The sequence below is a fragment of the Bacteroidota bacterium genome, assembly GCA_026391695.1.
Taxonomy (GTDB): Bacteria; Bacteroidota; Bacteroidia; order Bacteroidales; family JAGONC01; genus JAPLDP01.
Genome location: JAPLDP010000021.1, coordinates 99,798 through 113,141, shown reverse-complemented (window position 1 = coordinate 113,141; position 13,344 = coordinate 99,798). Strand labels below are relative to the sequence as shown.

Annotated in this window: 7 protein-coding genes; 3 read left to right on the top strand and 4 right to left on the bottom strand. The window is 44.3% G+C overall.

All coding sequences use genetic code 11. The annotated features are described in order from the left end of the window. Positions 1 to 51: 51 nt before the first annotated feature. From ispF to porU (NT175_01720), 4 genes are all read right to left on the bottom strand, one after another. On the bottom strand, positions 52 to 537 hold the full coding sequence (ispF, locus tag NT175_01735; GenBank protein ID MCX6233434.1) for a 2-C-methyl-D-erythritol 2,4-cyclodiphosphate synthase: 486 nt from the start codon (positions 535 to 537) through the stop codon (positions 52 to 54). Continuing rightward, a complete protein-coding gene (gene porV, locus NT175_01730) occupies positions 537 to 1,748 on the bottom strand; it encodes a type IX secretion system outer membrane channel protein PorV (GenBank protein MCX6233433.1) in 1,212 nt (403 codons plus the stop codon). The genes ispF and porV overlap by 1 nt, the downstream gene beginning before the upstream one ends. A gap of 94 nt (positions 1,749 to 1,842) precedes the next feature. Then, positions 1,843 to 5,304: a type IX secretion system sortase PorU gene (porU, locus tag NT175_01725; GenBank protein ID MCX6233432.1), complete on the bottom strand. Its 3,462-nt coding sequence runs from the start codon at positions 5,302 to 5,304 to the stop codon at positions 1,843 to 1,845. A gap of 6 nt (positions 5,305 to 5,310) precedes the next feature. Beyond that, positions 5,311 to 9,171, bottom strand: a complete 3,861-nt coding sequence (gene porU / locus NT175_01720; protein MCX6233431.1) for a type IX secretion system sortase PorU — start codon at positions 9,169 to 9,171, stop codon at positions 5,311 to 5,313. Positions 9,172 to 9,442: 271 nt separating this feature from the next. Here porU (NT175_01720) and NT175_01715 point away from each other — a divergent pair, with 271 nt between their 5' ends. Genes NT175_01715 through murF form a run of 3 tightly spaced genes read left to right on the top strand, consistent with a single transcriptional unit; the run spans position 9,443 to position 13,324 of the window. Then, a complete protein-coding gene (locus NT175_01715; GenBank protein ID MCX6233430.1) occupies positions 9,443 to 10,456 on the top strand; it encodes a type IX secretion system membrane protein PorP/SprF in 1,014 nt (337 codons plus the stop codon). A gap of 38 nt (positions 10,457 to 10,494) precedes the next feature. Further along, a complete protein-coding gene (locus tag NT175_01710; GenBank protein ID MCX6233429.1) occupies positions 10,495 to 11,988 on the top strand; it encodes an SUMF1/EgtB/PvdO family nonheme iron enzyme in 1,494 nt (497 codons plus the stop codon). Next, positions 11,972 to 13,324 (top strand): UDP-N-acetylmuramoyl-tripeptide--D-alanyl-D-alanine ligase, encoded by a 1,353-nt coding sequence (gene murF, locus NT175_01705; GenBank protein ID MCX6233428.1) that lies wholly within the window; start codon positions 11,972 to 11,974, stop codon positions 13,322 to 13,324. Before NT175_01710 ends, murF begins: the two co-directional genes overlap by 17 nt. Positions 13,325 to 13,344 lie beyond the last annotated feature (20 nt).

The window sequence follows — 13,344 nt, the reverse complement described above, 5'->3', positions numbered from 1 at the left end:
TTTTAAAAGAACTGTCAAGTAGTACCATGTACTTTCGGGCATAGTCTGCATCTATCGGGGAACAGACTGAATTAATGCCACAGCATAGGCTGATATCCCTTCACCCCGGCCAACATAGCCCAGCTTTTCTGTTGTTGTCGCCTTAATCGAAATGTCTTCCTCACTCATCCCCAACACTCCTGCAAGAACTTTTCTCATTTCCGGAATAAAAGAAGAAATTTTCGGTTCCTGCAAGCAGACGGTAGCATCAATATTGCCGATGGCATACCCTTTTTCAGTAAGCATGTCTTTTACCCTGCCAAGGAGTATTGTGCTGTCAATATTTTTAAATTCCAACGATTTATCAGGAAAATGATAGCCGATATCTCTCAGGCCGGCAGCGCCGAGTAGGGCATCACAGATGGCGTGGATAAGGACATCGGCATCGCTGTGACCCACAGAACCCTTCGTATAAGGGATAATGACGCCGCCAAGGACAAAAGTCTTGCCGGACTCGAGTGGATGAACATCAAAGCCAAATCCGACCCTGATTTTCATCAATTAAGATTTTGGGTATCTCGATTTACTACGGCATCAAAGTTAAATGTCAGCGTGAACCGCAGCGTATTTTCGAGTGGATTCTTTTGGTCGGTAGGTATAAGATAGGAGAAATCCAGTCCGAAGACGTTATATCTGAGGCTGGCGCCAAGCGTGAAGAACTTGCGGTTGCCTTTTGTCTTATCTTCCCAGAAATATCCGCCTCTCACGCCAAATTGCTTGTCGTACCAGTATTCTGTTCCAATAGAGAAGCTGAACTCGCGCATTTCCTCATTAAAACCGCCGGGAGCATCATAAAACGACTGGTATATTGCTTTGACAATACCTATATCGGGATTTTCCCCTGCAACGATCACAGATTCCCCGTCAACCGTATCGTATATTGGCGGCGTTGGAACAAGTAGCTTGTTCACATCGACCATGAACGACAGAGAGTTAAATTCATCAATGTCTAATGTTATCGATGGCCCGATGCGAAGGTTGGTAGGTATGAAGTCTTTTTCCGTATTATCATCGCTATAAGAGATTTTAGCGCCGATATTGGAGATATTTGCTCCGATGTTAAACGATCCGCCAGAGAGGTTTCTGCTTTCCAAAGGTGTGGTATAATAAAAGGCAACGTCAGTAGCGACAGAGTTACCTGGGTGTGTGGCAGCACCGGCAACATATTGTCCCTGTGTAAGGTTGGAATGAATATAACGCGCCGAAACAGCACCCGACCATTTGGGCCCCAGTTTACGGGAATAAGTGGCATCAATAGAAAATTCATTGGGTTTGTAATTGCCGATGATCTCACCCTGTATATCGGTAAATGTAATATCGCCAAGAGAGAAATACAGCAGCGACATGGCCAGAGTCTGCCGATCGTCAAGTCTTTTAAATCCGGCCAGGTAAGCCAGGTTTATATCGCTGACGAGAGCCCGCAGCCAGGGACTGTAAGAGACAGAAAAACCCATATCCTTATCAATGAACGCATATTTTGCCGGATTCCAATGCATGGAATTGGCATCCGGAGTTGATGACACACCCACATCGCCCATGCCTCCCGCCCTGGCATCCGAAGCTATCATGAGAAATGGCACAGCCGTGGTAATGGTATTCAGTTGACCTAGATAATTTGGTTTGTCACTATTCTGAGCACTTATTACAGAGGTTAGGAATAAAAAACCTGAAAAAACCACCAGCCTGATTTTCAGCGATATTATCTGCATAGAGTTTATCAATTTTTGAGTCTGCAAAGATATGAAATTATTATTACTTCTGAACGCCTTTTTAAAAAACTTATTGCTGATCAAAGATATTATATCAGTTAAAAATGATAAGTTTACCGGATAACGTTTGTTTTGATAATTTATTATTATCAACGATGACCTGATAGATATAAATACCACGGCTGAAAGGAGAGCCATTATTTCCAGTCCCGTCCCAGTAAATTGGTTCGGCATGATAACCTTCAGAGATGATCATTTGCGGGCCAATGGTTGTCATCAGGTTGCCCAACATATCAAAAATTCTGATCTCCACTTGCAATTGGGCATTGAACTGGTTATGGTCAAATTGGAATGAAGTGCCACTGGTCACCGGATTTGGGTAATTCATCACATGAGATATGGCTACGTCAATAGTAAGTGAAACCATAAAATCAATAGTCACAGTGGATGAATTATTCTGAAGGTCCCATGCTTTCACTGTTAAGGTATGAGGCCCTTCGGCCAGGTCATGAAAATAATACCTCACTATGCCACTTTGATATGTATCGAGACCTGGCTCGAAATAGTCATTCAGTGTGATGGCTTCGTCTGAATGTCCGTCGAGATAACCTATGATTTCATGCCCGATGCCGATACCGTTTGCATTTATGCCGCAATCGTCTGTAAGATAGGCAAGCAACAGGGGATTCTCGTTAATGACATCACCGGACCGGAAATTTGTATCATTCATAAATAACCTGATGACAGGGCTTTCCATATCAGGTACCACCTCCTGGTCAATATCGCCTATAATAAAATTGTCATAGTAGCCTGAAGCATCCATACCGGCATTCCGGGCATAGTAACTTATTTTACCATTTCCATAGCTATAGGAAATATCTTTTGGCAGCATGAAAGAAAAAGAAAATTCACCATTTATGATACTAACCTGGCCTTTATAAAGGATATTTTTCTGAACGTAGAAAGGTGCCGGGAAGCTCTTGGGATCGTTGCCCAGGGTATTGACTACACCGGGCTTATCATATACTAATGGGAATAGAGTACCGCCGAAAGCCATATCGATGTTGCCCTGATCATCTACGACAGCACCCCTGACTGCCACGGTGCTCAGAGCTCTCACTGTGTCGGGCGCCCCATCGGCAGGAGAATTGTTGAATGAAGTGGTTATAACGGAATAACGCGGATATGCCAATTGCAGAGCAGGATCTCCCAGGAGGACGATATTCCGGATATTATCGTTGGGCGGATTCTTCGACAATCTTATGAGGTCGCCAATTCGCCAGTACTGTCCGTTACTTTTTTCAAAGACATGTTCATAGAAACGCTTATTCATTAAAAAGTTGGATTGGGCAAAAGCGAGTCTGGTGGTGGTGATCAAAGCGATGCCGCCTCCATTGGGGTTAAGGAAAACCTGTTCTCCTGCCGATGTCCGGCCCGGGTCATCAAACCTGCTGAATTCACAAGTGGCGGTGACAAACAGAGGCAGTCTGTCGAAATTCGTCCATGAATTGATATCTGTCATCTCCAACACCTTTTCATCTGACCATCCTTCCTCACCTCCATGCCCGGTATAATTCAAGATCAGCACGCCATCTTCAACACGTTTGTTCAGGGCCTTTTTAGCATCCGGATAGCGTTGGCCCGCCGGAGTGGATATCTGTTTAAAGGCATCAAAGTAGATCTTGTCAATGTTTATGGTTTTGTTGTTTGCCCTGATGTATTCAGATAACTCCTCAGCCTGCTTGAAATGGAGGTTATTATCTTCATCATCGGCAACATAACAAATATTATTGCGCCAGTTGCCAAGAACATTTTGAGAAGTGCTGAGGTAATGCTCAATTTTCCCCACAAAAATTTCTGCCTCAGCTTCAGATGTCACCGGCAGACGTCCGATGCCAATATCAAGACCTCCCATGCCATCATTCCCTTCATCCGGGTCAAAGAGACCGAAAAAATCATCGGAAACAAAGGACGAAGTCAAAAGAAGTGATTCTCTCGACTGAAATGTCGGGATAAAGTTGGTATTGCTGGTAACGCGGTCTTTGGGATCATATGTGCCATCACCAACCAGGAGAAGGTATCGTGGTCTATTTGCAGAATCAGCCCTTTTATAAAGCATTCTCATGAAATTCCTGATAGCAGCAATATCCTGCGATCCGGACGAAAACTCATTATAGATCTGCTGCGGCGTCACCACTGCTACCGTCAGTCCATCCTTCTCATTGTGCAGGTCGGCCAGGTGAAAGGCCTGATCAAGAAACAGCGGGTGACTGACAATGACCATGTCAATAGGCTCAATACCATGAAGATTCTGGTTAATGACCTTTTCAACAAAAACCGGACTGTAGAACGATGTTTTGTCAAAAGCAATGAAGTGCCTTAAAGTATCTGTCGCCATCCGGAACCGGAGCTGTGTGCCTGTCAACTCAGCTGCAACAGCACGTACATCAAGCGGATTGGATACCTCCCATACAGTAACCTGTTCATTTGCAGAGGACATAATAAATTCAGCAATTTTATCCCTGCCCATGGAGTTGATATCACGAAACGACACCTGCCCCCCGGGAAACAGAAGATGCCTGGTCACATTAATTTCCAGATAATTCAGCCATCCCAGTGAGGTGGTCGTCGGTGGATCATATATGATCTTGAAATCCAGCGCAGGGCCTGTGACTTGGAAATATTCCGCAGTAATGGTTTTTCGGGCATAAACAGTTGTCGAAGTGGGAGAAATCCCGCTGACAGATGCTGTGATGACAGCGGTATTTCCATAGTTGACCGTAAAGGTGCTGGATGTCGTTGACTTGGCAGCCACATTAAGCCGCATGTAGACCAAAGCTGACGTGTCAATATCCGGAAAATCAAATGATACGGTTTCCGAGTTATCTATAGGGCTGTATTTCTTCCCGTACCATTCCTTGCCCGATTTGATAAGGTTGGTGAGGTCGGGGTCATAGCAGGCAAAATCATTGTAACTGACAACTGTATCCGTAGGTGTAGCCGAAGTCGAAGTGACAGTGCTGAGCCGTCTGCCATTGTCACCGGAAGGAGTAACAGTTAAAAAGTAATATGTGTAATCATCATACAGGTGATTGGTATGTTCAAATTTAGCCCTGAAAGGATTAAAAGACCATACTGTTGACGACTGCCCGTAAAACAGGATATAGTCATCCGTGTCGAAATGCCCATCCTCTTCACCCTGGACATAAATAGCCATTTCAGACAGGTCATCCATGCCGGCGTCAAAGTTCGATTCTGCAAGCATGCCGGCCGGATTACCATATAGCCGCAGTTTTCTGGGATCAATGGTGGTTGGGTCCAGACCAATACCCACCAAATCCTGATATGTCACCTTATAGATCCCTGTCTTGTCTACTTTGAATTTGTACCAGTCACCAAATTCCAATACCGACTGGTCAGCATAAAGGTGTTTCCCTTCCTGACCTCCAAAACCCGGAAAGGGTAAAACAAGACATATAAGGAAACACAGGCGATATGAATGCACTATTTTCAAAAGGCTTCCCCTCTTCTTTTTAAAATCACCTGAAAACATCATTTCCGACTACCTGTAGATAACTAACTTTGCTGATTTCTCAGCATATTCACCATAATTTGAGCGGATTCCGGCACGGTACAAATAGATACCCGCTCTGAGCCGGAAACCATTGTCGTCAGTGCCATCCCACCGTATGGGAGCTATCCTGTAGCCCTCGGCATAACCCGAACTTCTGATCGATTTAACACGTTGCCCGGTAATAGAGAATATGTCGATGGTAATATCCAGGATCTGATCGGCACTATTATGTTCAAAGCTGAAATTTGTATAATCCCTGAACGGATTGGGATAATTTATCATGTCACCGATCGTAAAGCTATCTGACCCTCTGACCACAAAATTGATCGTTTCTTCCGATGAATTATTAAAGGCATCCCATATCTTGAATTTTATCTGATGAGGGCCTTCGCTCAAACCAAAAAATGGATAGCGCACGCTTCCACTCTTATACGTGTTAAGGTCCGATTCATAAAAATCGTTGAGTACTTTAATATCTTCGCTTTTATCATCGAGTATGGCTGTGATATCGTGACCGATGCCATTGCCAACAGTATTGATGCCACTCTCATCGCTCACGATGGCAAGCAGAACTGGATTTTCATTGGTCATACCACCGTCAAGGAAATTTGTATCATTCATATACAAATGGATTTCCGGTCCCATCTGGTCAAGAGAGGCATCTTTATTAAATCCGCCGATGATGATATTGTCATTGTATCCGTTGGCGTCGGTTATCCCATTTTCAGCATAATAACTGATCTTCCCATAGCCATACTTATAGGCTATGTCCTTGGGTACGATAAAGTTTAAGCTGAACACGCCATCAGTGACTGTTGTTTTGCCTTTATACAGGAGGCTTTTGCGGATTTCGAATGTGCGGGGTTGGTCACCGTCGTTTGCCAGTGTACTGATAACAAGAGGCTTATCAAACACCGTGGTATGAATAGTACCATTAAAGTCGGATATCATTCTGCCCATATCATCTGTAATCATACCAGTGATGATGACTTCCGACAATGCGTTAAGGGTATCTGGTTCGGAGTTCACGTCACGGTAATTGACGGTGGATGTGATGACATTCTCACGCGGGTAGGCAAGGCGCTGGGCAGGATCGCCCAAGAGGACAAATTTACGCCCGTTGTTATCAGAACCGCTTTCCCGTTTCGACAGCCTGATAATATCGCCCATTGTCGGAAAGTGGCCGTCAATTTTATCAAAGGCATAAGTATAAAAACTTTTGTTCAGGTTATAGTTGGGGCTGCCAAACGTAGCTCTCGATGTTGAGAAGAGAGCCAGGCCACCACCATGGGGATTAAGAAACACATACTCCCCTGCCGACACTCTGCCGGGGTCGTCAAAGCGGCTGAATTCACAGGTTGCAGTGACAAAAACCGGCATATTGTCGAAATTCCTCCAGTTATTGATATCGGAGATTTCAAGAATACGTTCGTGAGCCCAGCCCACTTCACCGCCATGCCCAGTATAATTGATTATTAATGTGCCTTGTTCAACCTGGTCATTGATGGCTTGGTTGACATCCGGATACCGCTCCCCTCCCGGTGTGGAGACCTGCTTATAGGAATCGAGATAGATTTTATTCACGTTATAATCAGGATAAGCAGTGTCAACATAATTGGCCATACCTTCAGCCTGGATGAAATGTATGTTGCTGTCTTCATCGTCGGCAATGAAACAAACATTATTTCGCCAGTCACCCATCACTTCTTCAGAGGGGATGCTGTAATGAAAGATCTTATCAATGGCAGCCTGTGCTTCTTCCACAGAGGCGACAGGCAACCTGCCTACTCCGATATCCAGCATATCTGCCTCATTTGTGCCTTCTCCATAATCAAGGAATCCATAATAATCATCTGTGACATACGACAACACCGGGTGAAGGGATTCATCTGACTGGTAGGTCGGAATAAAATTCGTGTTCGACGGCATTCTGTTCATATTGTCATAGGAACCGTCACCAAACAGCAGCAGATATCTGGGTTCATTCCCTGACGGGGACCTGTCATAAAACATTTTGATAAAATCGCGTATGGCTGATATATCCTGTGCGCCGGATGAAAATTCATTATAAATTTCCTGTGGTGTGACTACAATAAACCTCAAACCATCGAGGTCAGCATGATGCTGTCCCAATGCTCTGGCCTGCTCCAGAAACAGAGGGTGTGAAACAATGACCAGGTCGGTTTGACCCAGCCCGTGCAGGTTCTGGTTAACAACAGTCTCAATAAATTCCGGACTATAAAAAGATTTTCCGTTAAAAGCGATGAATTCCCTGAGCGTATCGGTCGCCAGCCTGAAAATCAGATTGCCTCCTGACAGTGTGGCATCCACCAGACGGGTATTCACAGGATCGGTGACATCCCATATTTTAACATCACCTGATGCATTACCAACAGTGAATTCCGATATTTTTCCGTTCCCGATCGACTGAGCATCACGGAACGGCATCTGATCACCGGACATGATCAAATGGCGGCGGACATTTAGTTCAATAAAATCAAGCCATCCGATAGAAGAAGATGTGGACTTGTTATAACGGATCCTGACATTCAGACCAGCCCCCGAAGGCAGAAACTCATTCACAGCCACAGCCTTTCTGGCATATTGGCTGTTATATTGTGTGGATATGGAAGCCACACTTGTCGTTACCACATGTCCGTCAGCAGTGACCGTAAAGCTGCTGGTTGACGTGGATCGGGCGACTAATCCCGCTTTCAGGTAAACAGTGGAATTTTGATCTATATTGGGAAATTCAAAAGGTAATGTATATTCGGTGACCATATCGAAAAGCTCTCCAAACCACTGCCGGCCCGATTTAATGAGATTTACCTGATCCAGCTCATGCGCTGCAAAATCATTGAACGAGCTCACCTGGTCAGTAACCTGTGACGTGGTACTCTCTTCAGGAGATATGCGCTTGCCGGGGCCAAGATCGGCTGTAAGAAAATAATAGTTTCTATCGGAGTATAAATGATTGGCGTGTTCGAATTGTTGTTTCAGCGAATTATATGTCCACGACACAGGCGACTCGCCATAAAAGAGGATATAATCACCCTCGTCAAAGTGGCCATCCTCTTCGCCCACGACCTGTATGGCATTCTCTGCAAGATCGTCATTTCGGGCTACACTGGTATTTTCGGGAAGCATACCGCCACCATTGCCATAAATCCGTATGTTTCGCGGATCAATCGCTGCCGGATTTATACCCATAGCCGAAAGCTGCTGATAATTAATGATATGGATACCTGTATTTTGTACAGCCATCCGGTACCAGTTGCCTGATGTAAGCACTGAAGCCTGAACATAGCTTCTCACCGACCGGACATCTGAGCCATTTTCCTGGCCGGGTGAAGGAATTATTTCGACTGTGAATGAAACAAGCTTCTCATAATTCCCGAGTAAACCATTTTTACGGATCGGAACAAAGGAAAATGTCAGAAAAGGTTTCCTGCGTTCATAACTCACAGTCGTGTTAACGGAGATGGAATCCTTAAGGTTGGCGAGTTCCGGCCATAAAGATGGATCTGTTAACGGCAGATCCTCAAAAATCAGATTCTTCAGTAAAACTTTATAGTCTGACCCGGCTTTTTCAAGGGGCACTCTTTTAAAATATACCGGCAGCGTCCCTGTTTCTTCAAAATAATTCGCACCTTCAAACATAAGTACCGGAACAGAATCCAGGTCAGAAAACCTGTACGAAAAAATATCTTTCCACAGGATGGTTGTTCTGCTTTCAGCATCCTGTGCTTTGCTGCAGATGAAAGCCTGTAAAAACAATAAAAGAATTATCGGGAATCTGACCTTCATTCGTAACTTATCGGTGATTTTCACAGCGGCAAAATTAATCATTTCGGCGGAACAGGGTATTCATAAGACCGTTTCAAGGTAAAAAAAGTTGCTTCCGGACAAAGAAACTTCAGCCCATTGCACCGAAAATGTTCAAAATTGTTCTGTATGAATAGTGTAACATTTTCAGAATAAAAAAGTTTAAAATATCAGAGATAAACATAATTTTGCAATTTTAACGTTATACAAAAGATTATATTGCTGGTATAAAAAAAACGATGAAGTATTTAATATTTTTCGTAATATTGTTGCTTCATTCTTGAAAAAGGTGTTCATGGCGAAAAAACTGCTGTACGTAATTGTGGTTTTGTGTCTGTTATTCCCAGGCTTTCAGTCATCTGCGCAGGACCCTGAGTTTTCACAGTTTTATGCAAATCCATTATATTTAAATCCGGCTTTTGCAGGCACCACCTTTTGTGGCCGGCTCACGCTGAATTACCGGAATCAATGGCCTTCCATTTCCAAAGGATATGTCACTTATGACGCGGCTTACGACCAATATCTTGAGAAAATAAACAGCGGCTATGGATTGGTGTTCATGGGCGACCGGCAGGGCGATGGAGCACTATCGACCATGTTGATAAGCGCATTGTATTCCTACAAATTAAGAGTCAGCAACTCATTTAATGTGGACTTCGGCGCTCAGGGCACATATGGCCAAATAAAGATGGATTGGAACAAGTACATCTTTGGTGATATGATCGATCCCAATACCGGTGCAACGACAAATCCCACACAGGAGTCAGAGGCTGACTGGAATAAAAACAAATCTTATATTGACTTTTCAGCCGGCCTTGTCGCAGGATACCAGGATAAGGTTTTTGGCGGTATTGCCGTACATCACCTGAATGAACCCGATAACGGGCTGCATATCCAATCTACCAGTACTCTTCCCATGAAGATTACGGTGCACGCCGGAACAGAATTCAACCTGTCATCATTACGTTTTGGTTCAGGGGAAAATGATGAATTTACCATTTCCCCCAATATTCTCTATCAGCAACAGGATAAATTCCATCAACTCAATGTGGGTATGTATGGAAAGGCTTATCCTTTCATTGGGGGATTGTGGTTCAGGCATAATTTTGAAAATCCCGATGCTGTGATAGTCCTGCTTGGATTCAAACAGCAAAATTACCAGCTGGGCTACAGTTTTGATTTCACCGTTTCAAAGCTGGGTATCAACTCAGGCGGCGCACATGAAGTGTCTTTTATGTGGGAATTCTGCATTTATAAAGAAGATTACAAAAAGAGGCGTATCAGAACAATAAAATCGCCCACATTTTAGTTAATAAGTGGTTTAAAAATTTAAAATCCAACATAACGATGATCAAATTCTCGAAATTAAATTACTGGCTTTCATTAACAGTCATGCTGGTGATCCTGGCTTCATGCGGTAAAACAGGAATATTCAAGAAAGAGTCATCCAGGACAACAGGATGGGCTTATAATGATCCAAAATGGGGTGGATATGAAGTCGCCCAATATCAGGAACAAATAACAGGTCCCGGACTGATATTCGTTGAAGGTGGCACCTTTACCATGGGAGCTACCCAACAGGATGTTATGTACGAGTGGGATAATATTCCCAGAAGGGTCACTGTTCAATCTTTTTATATGGATGAAACCGAAGTGGCGAATGTAGATTGGTGTGAATATCTTTACACTCTAAACAGGATTTATGGAACAGATTATCCGGAAGTAGGCCGCAAAGCCTTGCCCGACACGTTGGTGTGGAGGGATAAACTGGCTTTCAATGAACCCTTTGTTGAACAGTATTTACGCCACCCGGCATATCAGAACTATCCTGTTGTGGGTGTCAGCTGGATACAGGCTACAGAATATTGTGCCTGGCGTACCGACAGGGTCAATGAAATGCTGCTGGTTGAAAAGGGCATCCTCAAGCTCGACCCGGACCAAAAAAATGAAAATAGCTTCAACACTGAAGCCTATCTCGCCGGCCAATATGAAGGCCTTGTCAATAAAAACCTGCCAGACCTCCGCCCTAATGGCAATCCTGACGGCCGCAAAGTCAAGATGGAAGATGGCATCCTGCTTCCAAAATACCGGCTCCCAACCGAAGCTGAATGGGAATACGCCGCTTATGGCCTGATCGGTAATACCATGACCGAAAGAATAGTCGAACGCAGAACTTATCCCTGGAACGGAGATTACGTGAGAACTGATGAGAAAAAATATTACGGTAATTATATCGCCAACTTTAAACGAGGAAGCGGTGACTATATGGGTGTTGCCGGTAACCTGAATGACGGCGCACTGATACCGGCTGAGGTCGGTTCATACTGGCCCAATGATTATGGTCTGTACAACATGGCCGGCAATGTTGCCGAATGGGTCCAGGATGTCTACCGTCCTCTCAGTTTCGAAGATGTAACCGACTTGAATCCTTTCAGAGGAAACGTGTTTCAAACTAAAGTGATTGACGAAACTGGCATGATAGCTCAAAAAGACAGCCTCGGACGTATCCGTTACAGAGAGGTTACACCTGAGGAGGCCGCAGGAAGGAAAAATTACCGTAAAGCAGACAATATTAACTACCTGGATGGCGATTATCCCTCAACACTGGCTACTGACTGGATGCAACAGCCTGCGCTTGCCAATACAACCCAGCTCATGTACGATTATGGTAAGACGTCTCTGATTAATGATAAAGCCAGGGTGTATAAAGGTGGCTCATGGAGAGATCCTGTCCATTATCTGAGCCCCTCAGCAAGAAGATTCCTCAACGAAAATGAAGCCACAAATTATATCGGCTTCAGATGCGCCATGAGCAGGGTGGGTGATGTCATCTCCAGATAATCAGCAGAAGGAGACAAGGCAAACAGGACAGGAAGAGAAACTTCTGAAACTCTACCAACTCTTCCTGCAACATCCGGTTATATGCACGGATAGCCGGAGAGTGACTCCAGATTCGATTTTCTTTAGCTTGAAAGGTGAATATTTCGACGGCAATCGCTTTGCCGCTCAGGCTCTGGATGCAGGGTGCCTCTATGCTGTGGTGGATGATCCGAAATATGTTGTAAATGACCGTTATCTCCTGGTCGCTGATGTGCTTCACACACTCCAGCATATGGCCTGCCATCACCGGAAACAATTTAACATCCCAGTCTTAGCAATCACAGGCACGAATGGAAAAACTACAACCAAAGAGCTGTGTCATGCAATTCTCGCATCAAAATTTAACACTGTCGCCACCTCCGAAAATCTGAATAACCAGATAGGTGTGCCACTGACACTTCTGTCAGTAAAATCCGATACAGAGATGGCCATTATTGAAATGGGAGCCAATCATCAGGGAGAGATTACCTCCTTATGCCAGATGGCTTTACCCACACATGGGATGATCACCAACATCGGTAAGGCCCACCTGGAAGGCTTCGGCGGATTCGAAGGTGTTGTAAGGGCAAAAAAAGAACTCTATGATTATTTCCAGCATACGGGGAATGTGATCTTTTATAATTCAGATAATGCGCTGCTTAGCAATCTGTCAGCCGGACTGGACAGGATTGCATACGGATATTCAGCACATTCCTCCATGTCAGGTGAAGTCATTACAACAGACCCGTTTTTAGTTATCAATCTGAATATAAAAAATGCTCTGACACAATCAGTTGAGACAGTCGAGATTCACACGCATCTCATAGGTCATTATAACTTTGAGAATATCCTTGCTGCAGCCTGTATAGGAAATTTTTTCACCGTTTCCCTTGCAGAAATACAGAAAGCTATTGAACAGTACCATCCCTCAAATAACCGGTCACAGGTCGTTCACTCCCGCCTGAATACCCTCATCCTTGATGCCTATAATGCCAATCCTTCAAGCATGGAACAGGCGTTGGTCAACTTTGCCAATATGTCCTGGCAAAATAAAGTCCTGATTATCGGCGATATGCTCGAGTTGGGTGATGAGAGCCAGGCCGAACACGATAAAATCCTGGATCTGATCCGGGAACTTGGTTTTAAAACCGTTTTTCTGGTTGGTGAACAATTTTCAGTTAAGGGTAAGGCTCACACCTGCTTTGCCAGTACAAGTGAAGCCAGAGAGTATTTTCGTCAGCATCCTGTCGCCGCATCTACCATTCTCATTAAAGGTTCCCGGGGAATAGGACTTGAGAGGCTGACAGACATGCTCTGAAAAAAATAAATGATCATAAT

Bases quoted from the DNA above. Each gene is read 5' to 3' on its own strand.
- ispF (MCX6233434.1), bottom strand. From the start codon at position 537: ATGAAAATCAGGGTCGGATTTGGCTTTGATGTTCATCCACTCGAGTCC.
- porV (MCX6233433.1), bottom strand. From the start codon at position 1,748: ATGCAGATAATATCGCTGAAAATCAGGCTGGTGGTTTTTTCAGGTTTT.
- porU (MCX6233432.1), bottom strand. From the start codon at position 5,304: ATGATGTTTTCAGGTGATTTTAAAAAGAAGAGGGGAAGCCTTTTGAAA.
- porU (MCX6233431.1), bottom strand. From the start codon at position 9,171: ATGATTAATTTTGCCGCTGTGAAAATCACCGATAAGTTACGAATGAAG.
- NT175_01715 (MCX6233430.1), top strand. From the start codon at position 9,443: ATGGCGAAAAAACTGCTGTACGTAATTGTGGTTTTGTGTCTGTTATTC.
- NT175_01710 (MCX6233429.1), top strand. From the start codon at position 10,495: ATGATCAAATTCTCGAAATTAAATTACTGGCTTTCATTAACAGTCATG.
- murF (MCX6233428.1), top strand. From the start codon at position 11,972: ATGTCATCTCCAGATAATCAGCAGAAGGAGACAAGGCAAACAGGACAG.